The organism is Prosthecobacter sp., from assembly GCF_034366625.1.
Taxonomy (GTDB): domain Bacteria; phylum Verrucomicrobiota; class Verrucomicrobiia; order Verrucomicrobiales; family Verrucomicrobiaceae; genus Prosthecobacter.
Map to the genome: position 1 here is coordinate 39,927 of NZ_JAXMIH010000009.1, position 21,480 is coordinate 61,406.

The 21,480-nt window shown below is 60.8% G+C and carries 20 protein-coding genes; 12 read left to right on the top strand and 8 right to left on the bottom strand.

Annotation, left to right across the window (positions count from 1 at the left end; genetic code table 11):
- Positions 1 to 30: 30 nt before the first annotated feature.
- Entirely contained in the window at positions 31 to 285 is a 255-nt protein-coding gene (locus tag U1A53_RS12310; RefSeq protein ID WP_322281272.1) for a chaperone modulator CbpM, read from the bottom strand.
- A 1-nt stretch (position 286) separates the two neighbouring features.
- Positions 287 to 1,225 carry a J domain-containing protein gene (locus U1A53_RS12315; protein WP_322281274.1) on the bottom strand — a complete coding sequence of 313 codons (939 nt, stop codon included), beginning with the start codon at positions 1,223 to 1,225 and terminating at the stop codon, positions 287 to 289.
- A gap of 184 nt (positions 1,226 to 1,409) precedes the next feature.
- On the opposite strand from U1A53_RS12315, the gene U1A53_RS12320 reads away from it, so the two are divergent.
- From U1A53_RS12320 to U1A53_RS12365, 10 genes are all read left to right on the top strand, one after another.
- Positions 1,410 to 2,534 (top strand): ABC transporter permease, encoded by a 1,125-nt coding sequence (locus tag U1A53_RS12320; protein ID WP_322281276.1) that lies wholly within the window; start codon positions 1,410 to 1,412, stop codon positions 2,532 to 2,534.
- Positions 2,535 to 2,536: 2 nt separating this feature from the next.
- Positions 2,537 to 3,298, top strand: coding sequence for an ATP-binding cassette domain-containing protein (locus U1A53_RS12325; protein WP_322281279.1), 762 nt, complete (start codon positions 2,537 to 2,539; stop codon positions 3,296 to 3,298).
- Positions 3,295 to 4,305: an MlaD family protein gene (locus U1A53_RS12330; RefSeq protein WP_322281281.1), complete on the top strand. Its 1,011-nt coding sequence runs from the start codon at positions 3,295 to 3,297 to the stop codon at positions 4,303 to 4,305. The genes U1A53_RS12325 and U1A53_RS12330 overlap by 4 nt, the downstream gene beginning before the upstream one ends.
- A complete protein-coding gene (locus tag U1A53_RS12335; RefSeq protein ID WP_322281283.1) occupies positions 4,302 to 4,871 on the top strand; it encodes a PqiC family protein in 570 nt (189 codons plus the stop codon). Before U1A53_RS12330 ends, U1A53_RS12335 begins: the two co-directional genes overlap by 4 nt.
- An 82-nt stretch (positions 4,872 to 4,953) precedes the next feature.
- Complete coding sequence (acsA, locus tag U1A53_RS12340; protein ID WP_322281285.1) at positions 4,954 to 6,705, top strand: acetate--CoA ligase; 1,752 nt, start codon at positions 4,954 to 4,956, stop codon at positions 6,703 to 6,705.
- Position 6,706: 1 nt separating this feature from the next.
- Positions 6,707 to 7,687, top strand: coding sequence for a pyruvate dehydrogenase (acetyl-transferring) E1 component subunit alpha (pdhA, locus tag U1A53_RS12345; RefSeq protein WP_322281287.1), 981 nt, complete (start codon positions 6,707 to 6,709; stop codon positions 7,685 to 7,687).
- Positions 7,684 to 8,685, top strand: coding sequence for an alpha-ketoacid dehydrogenase subunit beta (locus U1A53_RS12350; protein WP_322281289.1), 1,002 nt, complete (start codon positions 7,684 to 7,686; stop codon positions 8,683 to 8,685). Before pdhA ends, U1A53_RS12350 begins: the two co-directional genes overlap by 4 nt.
- A complete protein-coding gene (locus U1A53_RS12355; RefSeq protein WP_322281291.1) occupies positions 8,678 to 9,919 on the top strand; it encodes a dihydrolipoamide acetyltransferase family protein in 1,242 nt (413 codons plus the stop codon). The genes U1A53_RS12350 and U1A53_RS12355 overlap by 8 nt, the downstream gene beginning before the upstream one ends.
- Complete coding sequence (locus tag U1A53_RS12360) at positions 9,916 to 10,158, top strand: phosphopantetheine-binding protein (RefSeq protein ID WP_322281293.1); 243 nt, start codon at positions 9,916 to 9,918, stop codon at positions 10,156 to 10,158. The genes U1A53_RS12355 and U1A53_RS12360 overlap by 4 nt, the downstream gene beginning before the upstream one ends.
- A 15-nt stretch (positions 10,159 to 10,173) precedes the next feature.
- On the top strand, positions 10,174 to 10,899 hold the full coding sequence (locus tag U1A53_RS12365) for a hypothetical protein (RefSeq protein ID WP_322281295.1): 726 nt from the start codon (positions 10,174 to 10,176) through the stop codon (positions 10,897 to 10,899).
- 148 nt (positions 10,900 to 11,047) lie between these two features.
- On the opposite strand, the gene U1A53_RS12370 is transcribed toward U1A53_RS12365, so the two are convergent.
- Genes U1A53_RS12370 through U1A53_RS12380 form a run of 3 tightly spaced genes read right to left on the bottom strand, consistent with a single transcriptional unit; the run spans position 11,048 to position 13,979 of the window.
- Positions 11,048 to 11,989, bottom strand: a complete 942-nt coding sequence (locus U1A53_RS12370; RefSeq protein ID WP_322281297.1) for a manganese-dependent inorganic pyrophosphatase — start codon at positions 11,987 to 11,989, stop codon at positions 11,048 to 11,050.
- 22 nt (positions 11,990 to 12,011) lie between these two features.
- A complete protein-coding gene (locus U1A53_RS12375; RefSeq protein ID WP_322281299.1) occupies positions 12,012 to 13,268 on the bottom strand; it encodes a DUF4010 domain-containing protein in 1,257 nt (418 codons plus the stop codon).
- Positions 13,269 to 13,280: 12 nt separating this feature from the next.
- A complete protein-coding gene (locus U1A53_RS12380) occupies positions 13,281 to 13,979 on the bottom strand; it encodes a DUF2238 domain-containing protein (protein WP_322281301.1) in 699 nt (232 codons plus the stop codon).
- Between the two features lie 93 nt (positions 13,980 to 14,072).
- Between U1A53_RS12380 and hisC the strand changes: the two genes are divergently transcribed.
- Entirely contained in the window at positions 14,073 to 15,167 is a 1,095-nt protein-coding gene (hisC, locus tag U1A53_RS12385) for a histidinol-phosphate transaminase (RefSeq protein WP_322281302.1), read from the top strand.
- Positions 15,168 to 15,170: 3 nt separating this feature from the next.
- Here hisC and U1A53_RS12390 read toward each other — a convergent pair whose 3' ends face one another.
- Together U1A53_RS12390 and U1A53_RS12395 are read right to left on the bottom strand one after the other, a co-directional pair.
- Positions 15,171 to 18,308 carry a protein kinase gene (locus tag U1A53_RS12390; RefSeq protein WP_322281303.1) on the bottom strand — a complete coding sequence of 1,046 codons (3,138 nt, stop codon included), beginning with the start codon at positions 18,306 to 18,308 and terminating at the stop codon, positions 15,171 to 15,173.
- A 59-nt stretch (positions 18,309 to 18,367) separates the two neighbouring features.
- The gene (locus tag U1A53_RS12395; protein WP_322281305.1) at positions 18,368 to 19,111 is read right to left on the bottom strand and encodes a glycosyltransferase; all 744 of its coding nucleotides are present in this window, start codon (positions 19,109 to 19,111) and stop codon (positions 18,368 to 18,370) included.
- Between the two features lie 81 nt (positions 19,112 to 19,192).
- Between U1A53_RS12395 and U1A53_RS12400 the strand changes: the two genes are divergently transcribed.
- Positions 19,193 to 19,954 (top strand): DUF3313 family protein, encoded by a 762-nt coding sequence (locus U1A53_RS12400; protein ID WP_322281307.1) that lies wholly within the window; start codon positions 19,193 to 19,195, stop codon positions 19,952 to 19,954.
- A 156-nt stretch (positions 19,955 to 20,110) separates the two neighbouring features.
- Here U1A53_RS12400 and U1A53_RS12405 read toward each other — a convergent pair whose 3' ends face one another.
- A complete protein-coding gene (locus tag U1A53_RS12405) occupies positions 20,111 to 21,247 on the bottom strand; it encodes a DGQHR domain-containing protein (RefSeq protein ID WP_322281308.1) in 1,137 nt (378 codons plus the stop codon).
- Positions 21,248 to 21,480: the final 233 nt, after the last annotated feature.

A 21,480-nucleotide genomic window follows, 5' to 3' on the forward strand; every position in this document is an offset into this window, starting at 1 on the left:
AGATACCTGGGTTCCTAGGCCGCGACATGACTAACGCCGCCACCGCAACTCCTCACGTAGCTGATCGACTTCATCGAGCAGGCTGGTGAGCAATTTCAAACCTGCGAGGTTCATCTCGCACGTTTCGCGCAGGTGCTCGATGCGGCGCAGGGCACGCACGGTTTCATCGTCGAACTCAGGGCGAATGAGGCCGTGCTCCTGATACTGCACGATGGTCTGCGAGGAGACGCCGGTGATTTTGGCAAGGATCTCCAGCGTGTAGGCTTGTGGTGTGGCGTCGTTCATGTCAGGCGCGTGGTTTGAAGGTGGAGGCGTTGCGGAGTTGCTCCCACAGCTTGCGTTCGTCGTCGCTGACCTGTGTGGGCAGCACGACATTGATGGTGACGAAGAAATCGCCGCGCTCGCCGGTCTTGCCCTTCGGCAGGCCTTTGCCGCGTACGCGCAATTGCTGGCGGTCTTCGGTGCCAGCCGGGATGCGCAGCTTGATGGAGCCGTCGAGCGTGGGCACGATGACTTCCGCTCCAAGCACCGCCTCCCATGGGGCCACATCGAGTTCGTGGTGCAGGTCGGCCTCGCGCGTGGTGAAGTCGGGATGCGAGGCATGACGCACCCGCAGGTAGAGATCGCCCGCTTCTCCACCGTTGTGGCCCGGTTCGCCCTGGCCGGGCACGCGGATGCGGCGGCCATCGGTGGCTCCGGGCGGGATGCGCACCTCGAAGGTGTGCGTTTGCACCGCGCCGGTCTGTCGATTCACCGTTTGCAGCGAGATCGGACGCTGTGTGCCATGCATCGCTTCTTCCAACGTGACGAGGATGTCGCCCTCGATGTCATGACCGCGTCGGGCGCGGCCTTTGCCCGCACCGGTGGGGATGCCTTCATCAAAGCCCTGCGGAAAGCCGTAGCGGCTGCCACCGCTGAAGTACTGCTCGAAGAAATCGCTGAACCCGGTGCCGCCGAAGTGAACGTCCTGCTCGTGGGCGGCGGCAGCCTGAGGTTCCTGCCAGTTCGCGCCGAGCGTGTCATACTTTTTGCGCTTCTCCGGATCGCCGAGCACTTCGTTGGCCTCATTGATCTCCTTGAACTTCTCCTCGGCGGATTTTTTGTCCTTCGCGGTGTCAGGATGATACTGGCGGGCCAGCTTGCGAAAGGCCTTCTTGATGTCGTCAGCGCTAGCATCGCGCGCGACACCGAGCGTGGCATAGTAATCTTTGAACTGGGCGGGCATGGTTGGTGGGAAGAATGATGAGGACAGCCGCGCTGTCATCGCGAATCGCGTTTGGTGCGGCGGACTGCGCAAAATCGGCGCTGTCGCGCATAGCACAAGACCATGGACGTGCAGGCTGAACAGCCGTATTCCTTCAGCGTTCGAACGCTGGAGAGCCCTTTGAAGCCTGTGCCCCTCAAAATCCATGACCTCCGCCGAAGTCCAACCGCCGCGCGCCATTTGGCGTCAGGACGGCGTTGTGCAAATTCTTGAGCTGGCCGGGGACTGGCGTCGTGGCGGGGCTGAGGTGGTCGTCACGGGCACAGCACCGGATCGAGCTGTTGCTCGTTACCAGACAGAAGCGCTGGGCACTTTTGATTCCACCTTGCCAGCCTTCCTGCTCGCACACCTGCGCAGCCAGGTGAAGGACAACGGTATGGCGCCGCCGCTCGATGGGCTGCCAGTCAACCTGCGGGGCCTGTTGGAACTGGCGCTTGCGGTGCCCGAGGAAATTGTGGAACAAAACGCTGCTGGTAAATCCCCGGCCATGGTCAGGCTTGGCAGGTTTTCACTGAGGGCCTGGGCGAGCACGGTGGATGTCATTGAATTCGTGGGGAAATGCTCCCTTTCCCTTGGCAGGTTCATCACCGGACGTGCCCGCTTCCGCTCGAAAGATCTGTGGGTCTGCGTGCAGGAGTGCGGTGTTGAAGCGCTGCCGATTGTCACGCTCATCAGCTTTCTCATCGGCATGATTCTAGCTTTTGTCGGCAATGCGCAGCTCACCAATTTCGGTGCGAACCTCCTCGTTGCTGATCTGGTCGCCATAGCGATGGTGCGTGAGATGGGCGTGGTGATGACCGCCATCATCATGAGCGGTCGCACGGGTGCCGCTTTCGCTGCGCACATCGGCAGCATGAAGTCCAATGAGGAGATCGACGCGCTGCGTACATCCGGTTTTGATCCCTTTGACTTCCTGGTGCTGCCACGGCTGCTGGCGCTGGTGCTGATGATGCCTTTGCTCACAGTCTATTCGAACGCCGTCGGCATTCTTGGCGGCATGATGGTGGGCTCGTTTGTCGGCATTCCGGCGGTGTTGTTTTGGAATGAAACACTTCTGTCGATCAATCTCACGAACTCCTCGCTTGGCGTCATCAAGAGCGTCTTCTTCGGCGCCACTATTGCGATCAGTGGCTGCATGCAGGGGATGCGTGCAGGCAAATCTTCCGCCGCAGTGGGCGAGGCCACCACGCATGCCATTGTGGCGGCCATCACATGGATCGTCGTGCTCGACTCCGCCTTCGCCGCCATCTTCACCCTGCTCAACATCTGACCATGACTGCTAAAATCAGTGTGCATGATCTCACCATGTCCTACGGACCATTGGTGGTGATGCGTGACCTGGAGTTCGAGATCCAGGACAAGGAGATCTTCGTCATAATGGGCGGCAGCGGTTGTGGCAAGAGCACCCTGCTGCGACACCTTGTCGGACTCACGGAACCTGCCAAGGGCCGCATTCTCTATGATGGCGAGGACTTCACTGCTGCGAGGGACGACGAGCGCGGCAAGTTTATCCGTCGCTTCGGTGTCATGTATCAATGGGGCGCGTTGTGGTCATCGCTCACACTGGGGGAGAACATCTCCATGCTCATCGAGGAGGCAGGCAAGCTGCCCGCCAAGACCGTGCGCGATCTCGTGGCCTACAAGCTCGCGCTCGTCGGACTGGCCGGCTATGAGGACTACTATCCTGCGCAGATGAGCGGCGGCATGAAGAAGCGTGCCGGCATCGCAAGGGCGATGGCGCTCGATCCTGACATTCTCTTTCTCGACGAACCTGGAGGCGGGCTTGATCCGCTGAGCTCCAAACGGCTGGACGATCTGATCCTGCGCCTGCGAGACAGCCAGGGCTGCACCATCGTCATCGTCACGCACGAGCTGGCGAGCATCTTTGGCATTGCGGACAACGCGTTGTTCCTTGATCCTGCCACGCACATGCAAGGAGCTCTAGGCAACCCCAAACACCTGCGCGATCATTCTGACAACCCTGCGGTGCGGCTCTTTTTGAATCGCGGCACCCCCCCCAACCCGCCGACATGAGCAAGAACGCCAGCCCTACTCTGATCGGACTGTTCACCCTTGGCGGCTTGGTGCTTGCTGGCACGGCCCTTGTGCTGCTCGGTGCTGGCAAATTTTTCGAGAAGACCACCAACGTCATGCTCTACTTCGACAAAAGCGCCGACGGTCTGCTCGTCGGCTCTGAAGTCCGTTTCGGCGGCGTGCGCATCGGACGCGTGAGTTCCATCAATGTGCTCGTCGACCCCAAGGAGAACCGCAAGATCATCCCCATCCTTGTTGAGCTGTCCACCAAGCAGCTTGCTGCAGTGGGAGCGACGATCGGAGGCGGCATCGATTTCACCACCGATGCAGGCGTGCAAAAAGCCGTGTCCAGCGGCCTGCGAGCACGCATGAAGCAGATGAGCTTCGTGACGGGGCAGATGAACATCGAGTTCGACATCGCGCCCAACGTCCAAGGGCTGATCTTTGAACCGACCGTGAAGCCCCCCTATCCCGTGGTGCCCACCGTTGGCACGGAACTCGATGCGCTCATGTTGAGCATCAGCGATGGGTTGAAGAAGCTCAACAACATCGATCTCACCGGCTTGATCAAAGATCTGCGCGACACGCTGGCGAGTGCGAAGACTCAGGTCGATGCGCTGCGAATGAAGGAGATCAATGACAACCTCGTGGGCCTCACCGCCGACATGCGTGCGCTGACCGGAAGCCACAAACTGTCCGCCGCCATCGACAATCTTGACATTGCATTGGCAAACCTGAAAGAACTTACGGCCAAGGCCAATAAAGGCATTGATCCCATGCTCACTGACATGGAAAAAGCCGTGAAGCAGGCCAGCGCGGCCTTCACGCAGCTTGAAACTGCCAGCGCGGATATCTCCAAAGTCGCAAACCCTCGCGCACCGGTTCTGATGCGGCTCCAACTCGTCCTCGAAGAAGCCGAGCATGCTTCACGCGCCATCAAAGAACTCGCCAACGATCTGAAACGCAACCCCAACTCGCTCCTTCTCGGCAAGGACTCCAAGCCATGAATGCCCGTATTGTCACACTGATGCTGTTTCTTGGCGGTTGCAGCATGTTTCGGCCTGTGAAAGACAGCGCAGTCCATCACCTGCTTGAGCCGTTGGTGCCTGATCGGACGCTTGGTGCCACCACTCCCGCCATTGCAGTCAATCGAGCCGCGCTTCCCAGCTACCTTGATTGCGAACAACTCATCACACGCCGTGACGGTGTGCTCGTGGCCAGCAAGCTCGACCTCTGGGCTGAGCCGATTGATGTCGGCATCTCACGGGTCGTGGCGGGCAATCTCAGCAGACTCACCGGTTCGATGAATATCCAGCCCGTGGAACGGTTCAGCACGCTCGACTACACCGATTTGCTGGAGTTGCGGATCACCCAGTTCGAACCCGACGCCGCAAACACCATGGTGCTGCAAGGCACCTGGAAACTGCAGCCTGTGACGGGCAAGGAGGCAACCTTCCACTTTTTCCGCATCGCAGTGCCGATGAAGTCGGACCCGTCGGTGATGAAGGATCGTGTCACGGCGATGAACCAGGCGCTTGTGCGGCTTGCACATGACATCGCTGCAGTAAAATAGTTCGTAAGGCGCAACATCGGCCCTTCGTTGCGCAAGCGCAGGCAAGACATTCAGGGCGGAATCGCAGAGAATTTAACGTGCCATGCCACCTGACCCCATTCTGAAACTTCCTGGTGCGCATTCCATGGTGCCCAATCTCGCGGACTATGCCGTAGCACGCGCGGTTTTCTCCTGGAACGCGGTGCGGGCTGAGTTGCAGGGGCTTCCGGGCGGAGGTTTGAATCTCGCCTATGAGGCGGTGGATCGTCATGCGGCGGGGGCACGTGCCAATCATCTGGCACTGCGTTGGCTCGGCAAGGATGGCACAGTGCGCGATCTGAGCTACGCCGACTTGGCACAAGGATCGGCGCAGTTTGCGAATGTGCTGCGGGCTCTCGGTGTGACCAAGGGCGAGCGCGTGTTTGCGCTGATGGGGCGTGTGCCGGAGCTGTATCTCGCCGCGCTGGGCACGTTGAAGAATGTGAGCGTGTTTTGCCCGTTGTTCTCGCAGTTCGGGCCTGAGCCGGTGTTTCAACGACTGAGCCGTGGTGATGCGAAGGTGCTCGTGACGACCAAGGCGTTGTACGAGAAAAAGGTCGCCGCTTTGCGCGAACGTCTGCCGACGCTGCAACACATCCTGCTGGCGGATGCGGATAACGATCTGGATGCCTGCGTACTCTCACTGCCCAAGCTGATGGCCGCTGCGAACGATCAGTTCGAGATTCCGCCGACCAGTCCCGAGGACATGGCACTGCTGCATTTCACCAGTGGCACCACCGGCATGCCAAAGGGCGCGGTGCATGTGCATCAGGCGGCGCTTACGCACTTTGCCACCGGCCGCTATGTGCTCGATCTGCACCCCGATGATGTGTTCTGGTGTACCGCCGATCCGGGCTGGGTCACGGGCACATCGTATGGCATCTTCGCGCCGCTGCTGCATGGCGTGACGAATCTGGTCGATGAGGCGGACTTCGACGCGGAGCGTTGGTATCGCCTGCTGCAGGATCAGAAGGTGACGGTTTGGTATACCGCACCGACCGCGATCCGCCGCCTCATGCGCATTCCTGGTGAGCCACGCACGCAGTATGATCTGAGTCATCTGCGCCTCATTCACAGTGTCGGTGAGCCGCTCAATCCTGAAGCTGTCGTATGGGGCGAGCGGGCGCTCGGTCTGCCGATTCACGACAACTGGTGGCAGACGGAAACCGGCGGCATCATGATCGCGAACTACGCCGCGATGGACATTCGTCCAGGTTCGATGGGCAAGCCACTGCCGGGCATTGATGCGGCCATCGTGAAGCGCGGCGAGCATGGCATCGAAGTCATCACCGAACCCGATGTGGAAGGCGAACTCGCGCTCAAGCCGGGCTGGCCCTCGATGTTTCGCGCCTATCTGCACGATGAGGCACGCTACGCGAAGTGCTTCGTGGATGGCTGGTATCTCAGCGGTGATCTGGCAAAGCGCGATGCCGATGGCTATTTTTGGTTTGTCGGTCGTGCGGATGACATCATTAAGACCTCCGGCCACATGGTCGGTCCGTTCGAGGTCGAAAGCGCGCTCATGGAGCATCCGGCGGTCGCGGAGGCGGGTGTGATCGGCAAACCGGAACCGCTGATCGGCGAGTTGGTGAAGGCGTTCGTCACGCTGAAGGCCGGGCATGCCGCGAGTGAGGAACTGCGTTTGGAATTGATCGGTTTTGCCCGCAAACGCCTTGGCCCTGCGGTCGCACCGAAGGAGATCGCCTTTGTCGAAAGCCTGCCGAAAACTCGCAGTGGCAAAATCATGCGCCGTCTGCTCAAAGCTCGCGAGTTGGGCCTGCCTGAGGGCGATTTATCCACCTTGGAGAACGACTGACATGAGCACCGCCCTGCCGGACCACGATCAAGCCCGCCGCCTGCTCTGGCAGATGGTGCGCATCCGGCGCTTCGAGGAGAAATGCGTCGAGATGTACAGCGCGCAGAAGATTCGCGGCTTCATGCATCTCTACATCGGCGAGGAAGCCGTCGCGACGGGCATCATCGAGCAGCTACGACCCGAGGACGCCATCGTGGCGACGTATCGCGAGCATGGTCAGGCGCTCGTGCGCGGAATGAGCGCAGGATCGATCATGGCGGAGATGTATGGCAAGCAGGAAGGCTGTGCGCGTGGTCGCGGCGGTTCGATGCACCTGTTTGATGCGAAGACGCGCTTCTGCGGCGGCAATGCGATTGTCGGCGGCGGACTGCCACTGGCCATTGGTCTGGCGCTGGCGGACAAGATGCAGAATCGCAAAGCCGTCACCGCCTGCTTTTTTGGCGAAGGTGCGGTGGCAGAGGGCGAGTTTCACGAGTCGATGAATCTCGCCGCGCTGTGGAAACTACCGGTGTTGTTTGTGTGCGAGAACAATCTCTACGCGATGGGAACGGCGCTGCGGTACACCGAATCAAAAACCGAGATCGCCAAGAAAGGCGATGCCTACAACGTGGCCAACGCCGTCGTTGATGGCATGGATGTGCTCGCTGTCAGCGAGGCGGCGCGCAAAGCTATCGCGACGACACGCGAAGGCCAGCCCTTCCTGCTCGAATGCCGCACCTACCGCTTCCGTGCGCATTCGATGTTCGACGCTGAGCTGTATCGCTCGAAGGACGAGGTCGCGGAATGGAAGAAGCGTGATCCGATCACGCTGTTCTTTGATGCGATGAAGGCGGCGAACGTGCTGAGCGATGCCGATTACGCCGCCGTCGAGGCGGAGGTGGCGAAGGAAGTCGATGACTCAGTCGCTTTTGCCGAGGCGGGCACCTGGGAGCCGGTGGAAGATCTCACACGCTTTGTCTATTCGGAGGTGACACCATCATGAACGCGACCGATCCGCCGAAAAAGATGACGTATCGCGATGCGGTGCGCGAAGGCATCCGCAGCGCCATGCAAAATGATCCGCGCGTGTTCTTGATGGGCGAGGACGTGGGGCATTACGGCGGCTGTTTTGCCGTGAGCCGCGGCTTGCTGGCTGAATTTGGCGAGGACCGCATTCGCGACACGCCACTGGCCGAGTCGGCCTTTGTCGGCGCGGGCATCGGCGCGGCACTAGGCGGCATGAGGCCGATTGTCGAGATCATGACCTGCAATTTCAGCCTGCTGGCGCTGGATCAGATCATGAACACCGCCGCATCGCTGCTGCACATGTCCGGCGGGCAGTTCAACGTGCCCATCGTCATTCGCATGGCCACCGGCGGCGGCAAGCAACTCGGCGCTCAGCATTCGCACAGCCTCGAAGGCTGGTATGCGCACATTCCTGGCCTCAAGGTGCTCACGCCGGCCACGCTGGAGGATGGTTACGGCATGCTGGCCAGCGCGCTGGCCGATCCTGATCCGGTGCTGATCTTTGAAAACCAAACGCTTTATATCATGGAAGGCGAGTTGCCTGCCAATGCCGGCCCGGTGGACATTTCGAGTGCCAAAGTGCGTCGTGAAGGCAAGGACGTGTCCATTCTGACCTACGGCGCGAGTTTGCCAAAGTCCCTCGAAGCCGCCGCGAAGCTCGCAGAGCAGGGCATTCATGCCGAGGTCGTGGATCTGCGGGTTCTCCGACCCCTCGATGACGCGACCATCATGAGCAGTGTGGCGAAGACGCACCGCGTGCTCATCGTGGATGAAGGCTGGCGCAGCGGTGGCATCTCCGCTGAGATCAGCGCGCGCATTCAGGAGCAGGCCTTTTTTGAACTCGACCGCCCGGTGCAGCGTCTGTGCTCCGCCGAGGTGCCGATTCCTTATGCGAAGCATCTGGAGCAGGCGGCGCTGCCACAGGTAGAGTCGATCATCGCCGCCGTGCAAAACCTCGTCCGTTCCCATGGCTGATTTCGTCATGCCCAGCCTCGGCGCGGACATGGAGTCCGCCACACTCGTGAAATGGCACGTCAAACCCGGCGATGCCGTGAAGCGCGGCGACATCATCGCCGAGGTCGATACCGACAAGGGCATCATCGATGTCGAATGCTTTCAGTCTGGCATCATTGAGAAGCTCGTGATCGAACCTGGCGCGAAGATTCCCGTCGGTGCGCTGCTGGCGGTGATCCAAGGCGGTGAAGCTCCTGTAGCGGCTGCGACACCTGTTCCTGCGCCAGTGGCGGTAACTGAGGTGCCGCACATTCATGTCTCGCCACTCGCCAAGAAGATCGCGGCTGAGCTTGGAGTCGATTTGAACAAACTCGTCGGCCACGGCACCGGTCCAGGCGGTTTGATTGATCGCGAAGATGTCGAGCAAGCCGCCAAACCTGTTTCTGCTCCGCAAACTCGTGTGAGGGTCTCGCCTCTGGCACGCAGAAGGGCCGAGGAATTGCATGTCGATGTCACTCACATCCAAGGAAGCGGCCCTGACGGCGCCATCGAAGCTGCCGACATTGAACGTGCCGCTGCTCCGCACAAACCCAGCGACGCGATGCGCCGCGCCATCGCGGCAGCGATGGCAAAATCGAAGCGCGAGATTCCGCACTACTACCTGCAAACACGCATCGACATGAGTGCGCTGCTGTCGTGGCTCCAGGCTGAGAATCAGAAGCGCAGCATCAAAGACCGCCTGCTGCCGGTAGTGCCGCTGCTGAAGGCTCTGGCGAAGGCTTTGCGTGACGTGCCGCAGCTCAATGGTTTCTGGATCGACGGCCAGCATCGCGTCTCGGAGGCCATTCACCTTGGTTTTGCCATCTCGATGAAGGGCGGCGGCCTCGTGGCCCCGGCGATTCATGATGTGGACAAGAAATCTTGCGACGAACTCATGACCGACCTGCGCGATCTGATTCCCCGCGCCCGCAGTGGCCGTCTGCGCAGTTCCGAGATGACGGATGCCACCATCACCATCACCAGCCTCGGCGATCTCGGCGTGGAGACGGTGTTTGGGGTCATCTATCCCCCGCAGGTCGCGATTGTTGGTCTGGGCAAGATTATGGAACAACCTTGGGCGAAGGATGGCATGCTCGGCGTTCATCCCGTGATGACCGCCTCGCTTGCCGCTGATCATCGTGCCACCGACGGTCATCTCGGCGCCCAATTCCTCGAAGCACTGAACCGTCACCTGCAAACGCCCGACCAGCCATGAGTGAAGCCGAACTTAAAGCACTCCTCCTTGATGGATTGCGCAAAATCGCACCCGAGGCAGATCCCGCCATGCTGCGTGGCGATCAGAACATCCGTGAGACACTCGACATCGACTCCTTCGACTTCCTCAGCTTCCTTATCGCCCTGCATGACAAACTCGGCGTGGAAATCCCCGAAGCCGACTACGGCAAGCTGAACACCCTTGATGCCATGCTACGTTATCTCGTCCCGAAGGTGTGAGACCAGCCCAGATCCATGAATGACCGCTCGTTCATCTCGCGATTCATTGAAGCGGGCATTGTCCTTTGCCTGCTCGTCATCCTGGTTGCCCTGATTTACGGTCATGTGGGTGGCGCGGAGAGCGGGCTGAGCCTCATGGACAGCTATATCACGGAGTACATGAAAAAGGCGCCGCACTGGCCCTGGCTCATCGTGGCGAGCTTTGCCTTTGCGCTGCTGCTGTTCCTGCTCGCGTTGGCGTTTCTGCGACAGGGCGGGGGACGGATTCTCATCGTCGCCGGTTGTCTGCTGCTCGCCGCCACGGCGATGGGCAATTTTTTCGTGGCCTATGCACCGATGCGCCGTGTCGAGCAACCGCCGCCGCCCGCCCACGAATGGTGGACGCCGACATGGTGGTTCACCTCGCAGACCTCGCATACGCCCTATGAGCATGGCATGGCGGACGCCTATGCCGATGTCCACTACCGTGCCATCCGCCTTGTTGTGAGCATGGGCCTGACAGGCATTTCCTTCATCGCAGCGGGTTTGTTTCCGTCTTCGCTTGGACGTTCTTTCGCCTGGGGAACCTTCGGCGCGGTACTGGCGATGTCCGTGCTCTTTTTGATGGGTGACCACCTAGAGTTCCGCCGTGGATTGTGGCAGCGGCTTGGCTTTGTGGTGATGTATGGCTGGTTGTGGAGCGCGTGGCTGCATTGTCGGCGAGGACACAAATTCCATGCGCCAAACGGCAATCCTTGGTGAGTCGCAGAAGCCGGTGGAGCGCACGGATCAGCCACGCAAGAAGCGCGGTTAATGAACTCGCGGTATCAGCTTGCGACATCAAGCAGCTTAGCGTTCTCCTGGCAGGGTTCCATCCCATGAGCGGCTCTTAAAATTGACAAGTGTGACATCACCCGGTCGGAACACTTGCAAACGCCGCTTCCAGGACTGGCACGACCTGCTTCTTGCGCGACATGCAGCCTTCGAGAAACGCACCTTCATCGGTGAGCTGACAGTGAAACGCGCGTTCCGCCACGTCACGAAGTTCGCCGACGGCCCACAGGTAGCTGCCTTTGCGTGAAATGTCGGTGCCGATCAGGATCACCTGACGGAGATTCTGCTCATCCTTCACACGCCGCATGGCTTCCAACAACTCTGTGCGGCGCGTGACGAGCGGTCGCGCATCCGGCACTTCCACCTGGGCGATTCCCACGCGGTGCCCGGCGAAGTTGAACGCCTTGAAGTCCGCGTCAATGAGATCGCGCGCCGAGCGCGTGGCAATGTCTCCCCGTGCAGCCATCAATTCTGCTCCGAACTCCGAAACCTCCAGACCTGCCAGCGCGGCGAGCCGTGGGGCCATGCGGCGATCTTTTCCCGAGGTGGTGGGGGAGGCGAGCACGAGCGTGTCTGACAGAATCGCGGCCAGCAGCGCCCCGGCGATGGCAGGTGGCGGCTCGATGTCATGAAGGAAGAACTGCTCGGCGATGAGAGTCGCCGTGGCACCGACGGGTTCGCAGTGAAAAGTGATTGGACTCGGGATCTGCAGATCGCCGATGCGATGATGCTCCCAAACTTCCAGCACCGTGCCGTGCCGAATGTCGTCCAGCGCCTGCGCGACCTCGTTATGGTCCACCAAGATCAACTGACGTCCAGTTGCAGTGGTCAGCAGATCAGGTTCCGACAGTGAGAACCGCTCCAGCACATGCCGGGTTTCGCGGTTGAGTTCGCCCGCTCGTGCCGGTCGCACCTCGGCGTCTCCCAGCGCGTTCCGCAGGAAGGCGTAACCGATCGCCGAGCAGATCGAGTCGGTGTCGGGATTCTTGTGACCGATGACGTGGATGGGTTCTTCCATAAACAGCGCGACAGGTTTCCAATCACGGCCAGAGAGCCAAAATCGCCACACCGCCAGCGAGGGCGATCCCAAGGCCGGTCAGCGCAGGCTTGATGAACGCGCGCGCGCCAAGGACGACGACGAGTATTCCTTTGAAAACGACATTGGCGAGACCGCCGACGAGGATCATGCGCCAGGCGGTGGTTGTATCAAGGTGAGCGGTGCTGACGAGACGGGAGGTCGAAAGCGTGATGGCATCCATGTCCGTGAGGCCCGAGATGGCAGCGGCGACGTAAAGGCCAGAATTGCCGAAATGCTCGCGCGCGGCGGCGACGGCGATCAATACGACAGCGTAGAGCAGGCCGAAGATCACGGCGCTTTTGAGTTCGGAGGGCGGCTGCTCATCGGCGCGATGCTGGCCCTGTTTTTCTGAGATGCGGTGAGCAATGGCGGCGACGAGGCCGAACCAGAACATCATGGCGAGCAGTGGCGGCAGCATTTCTTTGAGGTGCGCTGGTGCTGCAATGACGACCTCGACCATCACGCGCAGGAAGACAATGGCTGAGGCGATGAGGATGATGGCGGCCAGACTGATGCCGCACGCTCCTGCCACATGGCTGCGACGTGCGAAGCTGGCGGTGGTGGCGGTGCTGGAGATCAAACCACCGAGGATGCCCGCGAGCGCCGCGCCCTTGTTGCCGCCCATGAATTTGCCGGCGAGATACGCGGCGAGGCTGATGCCGACGATGAGCACGACCATGAGCCAGATGGCGAAAGGATTCAGCACGCCGAGCCAGCCCATCTCGCGATTCGGCAGCACGGGCAGAATGACCAGCCCTGCGAGAACGAGTCGCGCGATCTCGCGCAGATCATCCTCGCCGATGCGGCGGACCATGTTGTGCAGCGGCTTTTTGCTTTGCAGCAGCACCATGACCGTGCCGGCGATGACCACCGCCTCCAGGCGATGGCCGAGCACCGTGAGGATGCCCGCCGCAAACATGACGAGCATGGCCATTTCGGTCGTGAGGCCGGAATCCAGCTCTTTGCTCTTCATTTCTGCCAGATTGCCGAGGATCACCATGCTGGCGAAGGCGATCAAGGCCGCTGCAATGACCCAGCCGCCATACACGATCCCCAGCACGCCGCTGAGCGCACCGAACAGTGACAGCAAGGCAAACGTGCGGATGCCCGCGACCCGGCTCTGCACCCATTCACGCTGCAAACCGACGAGCAGTCCAAGTCCCAGCGCCGTGCCGAAAGATTGCAGCAGTTCGGCGGTGTCTGGAAGCGCGGTGGGCATGAAGGGGCGGTTTTATTTCTTGGGTTCGGCTGCGAAAGCATCACCGGATGCCTTCACGCGCCAACTGTCCGACCACTGGCGTGCAAAGTCACGCTGATAGCGGTAGTTGATGGCGGCGATGATGAGCATGGCGATGATGGCACCGAGTGATGCGAGCGCCATGTCTTTATGAGCATCCCAAATGTCGCCCTGGGTGCCCAGATAAGCCTGCCCCAGATCCCCGCCGAGAACCTCAGCCGCCAGCCATTCGATCAGTTCAAACAGCATGGAAGTGGACATTGTCAGGTCCAGCGGCAGGAAATAGCCCCAGAAGCCACGCGCTTTGGCGATGCGCAGGAAAATTTCTCGAAACGGATAGGCCAGCAGCAGGCCGTAGATGAGGTGGATGAAGCGGTCGAAGTGATTGCGCTCCCAGCCGAAAACTTCATTGATGGTGTGGCCGGTGAGCGAACGGCACCATTCATCGTACGGCACCTTGGAATAAGTGTAGTGCGCGCCGATCTCATGCACGCACATGAACACGAAGATCAGCACCCAGGAAAGCCGGGAGAACAGGTGCTTGCGGTAACCGGCGATGAGGAGTGGCACCAGGAGCAGCACGAGCACGTTCTCCACCATCCAGTCTGCGCGGTAGAGCGGCTTGATGGCCAGCGCCACCCACAGCAGCAAAAAAAGAGCCCCCAGCAGTTTCACCAGCCGTTCGTAAGTCATGGGGCGGATCATAGAATTGAAAACAAAGCATTTCACGCGCACTTGCCATCGGGGTCATCCCAGTCCAAGAAACATTCCTCCAAGCCCCCAACCATGTCCATCTGGAACTACGCCAACCCGCAGCTCAAAGACCTCGTCGCCTACGAACCCGGCAAGCCCATCGAGGATGTGGCCCGCGAACGTGGCTTGAAACCGGAAGACATCATCAAGCTCGCTTCAAACGAGAATCCGCTCGGCCCGTCGCCGAAGGCCATCGCGGCGATGCAGGAGGCGGTGAAGGAGGTTCACATCTATCCCGACGGTGCTTCATGGAAGCTGCGCAATGCCTTGGCGAACAAGTTTGGCCTGGAGATGGGCAACATCATCGTTGGCAGCGGCAGCAACGAGATCATCGAGTTCATCGGCCACGCCTTCCTGAAGCCCGGTGACAATATCATCACCGCCGAGCACGCCTTCCTCGTGTACAAGCTCATGGCCAAGGTCTTCGGTGCGGACACCATTGAAGTGCCTGATCCCGGCTACGTGCATGATCTCGACGCCATGGCCGCCGCGATCACGCCGCAGACGAAGGAGGTCTTCATTGCCAATCCGAACAATCCGACGGGCACTTTGGTGACGCAGGAGCAGATCGACCGCTTCATGGCCAAGGTTCCCGATCATGTCGTTGTCGTGTTCGACGAGGCCTACTACGAGTTCCTCGACAATCCTCCCGACACGCTCAAATACGTGCGCGAAGGCCGCAACGTGGTCGTCCTGCGCACCTTCTCGAAGATTCAAGGCCTGGCAGGCACCCGCGTCGGCTACGGCATCGCCAACAAGGAATTGATCGACGTGCTCCAGCGCACGCGGCAGCCCTTCAATCTCAATTCCGTCGCCCAGGCAGGTGCCTTGGCCGGTCTGCTCGATCAGGAACACCAGGACAAGACCAAACGCATCACCGACGAAGGTCGCACGTATTTGCAGGCTCAGTTCGGTGCCATGGGCCTCGAATACATCCCGAGCTACGCCAATTTCGTCCTCGTCAAAGTCGGCGATGGCAACGCCGTCTTCAAAGCCATGATGGACCAGGGCGTCATCGTCCGCGCCATGGCCGCTTACAAACTGCCGGAGTGGGTGCGCATCAGCATCGGCACCATGCCACAGAACGTGCGCTGCATCGAGGTGCTGAAGGAAGTGTTGGGGAAATGACCGCTACAATGCCTTGATGCGCATGTTGCGGAACTCGACCGGGCCTTTCCGCCCGCAGAGGACGAGATGACCGCGGCGTTTGGAGATGTCGAGTGGTGGGCGAAAATTGTCTTGTACTTTCAACCGTGGGAGGTCGGCATCCTGCACGGTGGCACCATCAATGATGACAGTGACCCGGTCGTTCTGGACGATGACCTCATGACTTGCCCAGACACCCGTTGTCACGCTGGTTTTGCGATCCGGGCCTTGCATGCCGTAGATGGACGCATGCTGCTGCCAGCGTTCCATGTTTGCATGCAGTGGAGCATTGTCGTCCAGCAGTTGGATCTCGAAGCCGGTGTGAGAGAGGGATTTGAAAGTTCCTTTGTCCTCCGCGCACCAAACACCAATACCGCTGTTGCCACCTGGCGAGAGGCGCAGGTCAAACTTCAGGTGAAAGCTGCCATACTCCTTGTCTGAAATTAAATCGCTGCCGGTGGCTGTGCTGGTGAGCACCGCGCTGATGATCTGGTAGCCGGTGGTGTCACCTTTCCACCTGACGAGCGTGGTGCCGTCACAGAGCGGCGTCCAGACGGGTTGTCCGGGTTTCGTTTGGAGATCCAGCGCGAGTTGCCTGCTTCCGGCGGCGAGTGTGTTCATCGGCATGCGTGCGATGGCCTGGCTCGGCAGCCGCATGACGAGCAGGTCACTCTCGATTCCAACAAAATCTGCGAGGATGTCTTTTCCCTGGGTGTCGCTCCAAACGAACATTTGTTTGAGAGGAAAGCTAGGAGGTGCGGGGGCTGCTGGAATCGGGGCCGAGGAGGACGTGGTGGTGAGCGGAGCCTCTGCCAGCGGGGTGATCTGCCGGTTCTGCACGGCTTCACGCAGTGCTTTGATGGTGTAGGCCTCGTTCTTGCGCTTGTTGCGCAGAAGTTCAGCCTCGTAGGTTGCGAGCGTCTTGGTGTAGATGTCGTAGAGAGGGATGGTGACTTTTTCGCGCTCCGTCAGGTGCCGTTTGGCAGTGTCTCGATAAGTCTTTCGCAAGCTGGTGAGGACGGGATGATCCGTTGCGATGTCGGCAGGCATGTTCTGGCCGGAACGTATCAGGGCGATCTCTGCCTCGATGATCGAAACTGCATTGCGCATCTCAGGACGTGGCCGGATTTCCGCCAGCCTACGTTGCAGAGCCTGGAGATACTGCTCGCGAAGCGTGCTCATGGCTTCCCGCCAAGGCTGGGCGGCATCCTTTTCGTAAGCGGCGGCGAAGGAGTCGTCGAGCGCGGAAACGCGTGCGTCGTTGATGGAGAGGGGCGCGGAGTTGTCCCACTCCACGAGGAAGGCACGGATGGACTGATTGATTTTCACAGCCTCGTCTTCGAACAGGTCATTCCAGCCACCGTCAGGCCCGTAAAAGTAGGTCATATACTCCAGCTTGGCATTGGGACCGGCGCCGTTGGGTTCGCCAGTGCCATCCGGATTGCGTGCCCAGGCGGTGAAACTCCAAGGTTCCCCGGTGATCCAGCGCCATTTGCCATTGGGGGTCAGTTCGCCGCCGAGGGTTACTGCTTTGATGCCGGGCGGCAACGAGCGTTGGAGCCATCGCTGCTCTTCGCTGCTGGTGATGGTGGCCAGGTGCCCTCCCATGACCTCGGCCCTGCGTTTGGCGTCGTTCCAGGTGATCGGACCGGGAACAAACTTGTACCGTGAGGTCTTGTAGGACAAGGCATCGGCGGGAATCGAGGTGGATTGGGTACGTACGCGTTTGGAAAGCGGCGTGATTGAAGGTGGTGCAGCGGTGGTGGATGGCGGTGTGACGACGGCCACAGGGATGGTGGGCGTGGGTTGCGGAACAGGCGCGGTGGTCATTGATGAGGCTGCCGCAGTGCTCGCTGGTGCAGTTGGCTCAGGCACGACTGGCGCTGGCTTTTCGACAGTTGCAGTTGCCGCAGGAGTGGCTGGAGGCGGTGGTGTGGTGGCGGTGGGAGGTGAGGGTGTCTGCACTGGAGCAGGCGGAGTGGTGGGCTCAGCGCTTGCGGCAGTCTTTGGCGGTGTGTTCTGGATTTTCTCCCAATAGAACCCGGCTGCGAGGCTGCCGAGCACCAGCAGCGCTGCCTGTCGTAGGAAAGAACCGCCACGCCGGATGACGACAGGCTCGGTTTCTTCGATCTCCCTGTCGCTTTCCTCCTCCGGCCTCTGGGGGCGTGCATCTGTCGGCAGCGCGGCGTGGGCATGAGAATCATCAGCGGACACCTTGGCCACTGGTTGGGTCAGGATGGCGTCCAAGTCCGCACGGAGCGCTTCGGCGGATTGGTAGCGCAGGTCACGGTCATTGCGCAGCGCCTTGATGATGATGGCATCAAAGCGCGGGTCCGTGCCGGGCACCTGCTCCGAAGGCATTTCAAACATGCCCTGCGGCAGGCTGCCGGTGAGCATCTGGAAGAGCATGACCCCCACAGCATACAGATCCGCGCGATGATCCACCGCCGCGCCGAGCGTCAGCGTTTCGGGGGCCATGTAATGCAGCGTGCCCATGGCTGTGCCGCTGCGGGTGAGACCGGATTCGCCGCCTTGGTTGATTTTGGCGAGGCCGAAGTCCGCCACCTTCACCACGCCGTCGTAGCCGAGCATGATGTTGGCCGGCTTGATGTCACGGTGGATGATGCCACGCTCGTGGGCGTATTGCAGGGCGTCGCAAACATGAGCGGTGATGGCCAGCGCGTGCTCGGCGGGCAGCCGGCCCTGCCGGGCCACCATGCGCGAGACATCCGTGCCCTCGACATACTCCATCACGATGTACAGTGTTCCGTCTGCTGCCTCGCCGGAGTCGTGCACGGCGACGATGCCTGGGTGGTTCAGCCGGGCCATCGCTCGCGCCTCGTTTTTGAAACGTTCGGCGTAGCTGTCATCCACCTCATCCAGGCCGGGTGGCAGAATCTTGATGGCGACAGCCCGGTCGAGGTTCAACTGCCGCCCCTGATAAACCGCACCCATGCCACCGCGTCCCAGCAGCTTCGTGATCTCATACTGTGGCAGCAAGACCTGAAGCTCCTCCACACTCGGTGGCTGCCAGAATTTCGACCGCTTCACAGGGTTGGGGGTGATGACCTTATCCCCGGCTGGTGGCGGTGCGGATGAAGCGGGTGAAAGATCTTCATTCATGACTCAGCGGAAATTCCTGCCTTCATTAGCGGAAACCACCGCGTCTGCCAATCGAAGAATCACCCGGCTCGGTGGGATCGTCCCTGCCTCACACGCCACACATCCCTCGCCATGCGAAACGAATCGCGCACAAGATGCACATGCCCGCCGGGCGTTTCGAACCAGGAGATGGGGATTTCGTGGAACGGGCAGCCGGTGTCGTGCAGGGCGGCGAGGAGTTCAACATCGAAGGCGAAGCCGTGGATGCGCAGGGCAGGGGCGATGCGCTGGTAGGTGCTGCGGGGGACGAGTTTCAAGCCGCATTGGCTGTCGTGAATGCGGATGTGCAGCAGCGTGGAGACGAGCGAGCCAAACACATGGCCGATGAGGCGGCGCTTCCATTGGCGATGCACCTTCCGGCCAAACTGGCCCAGGCGCGAAGCGAACAGCGCGGTGTGCGGTGTCGGTTGCTTGCGGGCGAGATGGATGAGCCGGACGACCTCGGCGGCGGAGCAGGAGCCGTCCGCATCGACGAAACCGAGCCAGTCGGCGGTTTTCTCCATGTTCCAGCCGGTGTAAACCGCGCCGCCTTTGCCGAGATTGTCCGGCATGAAGAGCGGATCGAGCAGATACGGATGCTTCTCGCACAGCGGTGTGATGATGGCGCGCATGCGGGCGGCCTCGGCATCGTCCGAGCCGTCTTCGACCACGCGAATCGTCACATCGCCGAGTTCATGCGTCACCGCGCACAATTCCGCGAGGAAGGGGCCGATGCGTCCGCTCTCCTGGTAGCAAGGGATGACGAGGTGGACGGTGGCGGGCATGTGGCTGGATAGAAAAGTGGAAATGGGAAAATGGAAATTGGAAAGTGGACGGACTGTGTCTTTGTCATCACGCCTCCAACCATGCGTTTCCCGCAACTTTTATCCGCGAGCCTGCTGATCCTGGCGCTGTCCTCGTGCAGTTCCACGAACCGTCTGTTCAAGGCGGGGCTGGTGGCTCCCTCGCCGTTTTTTGAGCAGCCGTGGCTGGCGCAGAATGGCGGGGAACAACTGCCGTTTCAAAAAGTGTGGACCACGCCGGACCGGCAGGTGCTGGCGGAGGGATTGAAAACGCGCAAGCTCCACATCGCTCCCGTGACGCTGGCCTACCTGCGGCCGATGAGCAAGACGCTCGCCTCGCAGGAGATCGCCTGGGGCGTGCAGCGGCAGGAAGCGGCCATCGCCATGCGGCTGCGGGAGGAATTCATCGCCGCCTTCCGCCGCTCGCCACGCCCCTTCTACCAGCTCGTGAACAAGCCGGGACCGGACACGCTCACACTTCAGCTCGCCCTCATCGAACTTCACCCCACCAGCCCGAAGGGCAATGCGGTGATGACCGTGCTCAAATTCGCCGTCACCCCCGTCGCCTCGCTCGGTCGCTTCTTCACCAAGGGAACCATCGCCATCGAAGGCAAGGTGCTCGTCTCCAAAACCGGCCGCGCCTACTTCCAGTTCGCCGACAACGAGTCCGACAAGCTCACCTTCATCAACACACGCGACTACCAGCCCTACGGCCACGCCGTGAACACGATCCGCGACTGGGCCGTGCAGTACGAGGCCATGACGCGCAGCCCGCGCGGCTGGCGGGTGAAGGATTCAAGCTCAGTGACGTTGCGGCCGAATTGACGTAGCTGCGTTCGCCAGAACGCGGGTCAAGGAATGGTTAAGTATCGGCCTCGCTGGATTGGAAAGGAGCGCGGGCACACTTGCCCGCCATCAAAAAAAGCAAGGTGGCGGAGCCGCGAAGAAAAGAAGCGGACTCGGAGGTCCGCGCTCCTACCGCTACTCGCCCTTCTGCCGTCCCGCGGCACGCACCGGGATGCTGGCAGCCTTCGCCAGTTCACGATGAATGCGTGCGACGCGCTCCACCTGGCCTTTGGCAGGGAAGCGTTCATAGAATCCTTCGGCACGAAACACCCGCACCTGCTCGCTCCAGGGTGCCAGGCGGTAACGCCAGCGCTCAACGCGTCCTTCTTCGGGCTCCGCGTCCTGGGCGGCCAGGTCGGCGCAGACGCGGATCATCGCCTTGATGCTTACCGGTCGCGTGATCATGTAGGCGCTGTTGCCCCAGGCCTCCGCCATCACCTGCGCTGCCGCTTTGAGGAAGTCCCGCACGATGGCGTAGTAGTTTCCGGCGTGACGACGGTCGGTGCCGGTGCGCTCGATCTTCTTCCAGGCGCTCTTCACCCAGCGATGGATCTCGTTGTAGAGTTCGGCCTGCAGGATCCACTTCTCCTGCTTGCTGCGTCCGCCCAGCCGGTTGATGCGGTAGCGCAGCGGACTGTCGGCTTCGCGGTAGAGCATCTCCGCAATGTGCGCCGCGAAGCGCCGGTCCGGCTCCGCCCATGAGACGCGCTCGTACAGATCCACCAGATGGCTTTTGTTGATGCGCGTGGGCGTGGAGTTGATGATCACAAACATCTCCGTGGCGAAATCCTCACTGCGTCCGTCGAAGATGACGCAGGGCACCGTGATGTTGGCCGCGTCATCGGGATGCGTGCGGTGGAAAAACTCCAGTGCCGCGAGGCGGTGCTGCCCGTCGATGATCAGGAACTGCTCCTCCGGCTCCTGCAGGCGTCCCGTCGTTCCGCCATCCATCGCGTCAAAGCGCAGCTTCTGCGGCGTGAACAGCAGCACCGTGCCGGGAATGGGCGGCTGGCTCACCGCCGTTTCGTAGAAGTTGCGAATGGCGGCGACCTTCGACCGCGACAGCTCGCGCTGGAAGGCCTTGTCACTGCGCTCGATGCGCGCAATGAACTGCGCCAGGTCGTTGTCCGTCTCCACCGCCGCCGGCTGGATGCTGCCGCCCTCATCATCGTAATAGCGGCTGATGAAGCGGACCTTCTTGAGCAGTGCCGCCGAAGGATAGGCGGCGAAATAAAAGACGGCATCCTTCTGGCGAATCTGCGTGGCGATCATAGGAGAAAGCGGTGATTGCCCCGGATGCTGACAGGAACGTCAACCGCCGTCAACCCTCAACACAGGGAACGTTTTCCGCTCGCCATCCTGGGAGCGCGGCTCTCCGAAGCCGCAGCCCTCCGCCAAAGGGGAAAAACGCTTCAGTCCTGTTCGTGGCCAGATCGTTTTTGTGCCACTTCTGCGGACTCGGAGGTCCGCGCTCCGCCGTATTCAAACCCTTCATCTTCAAAGCC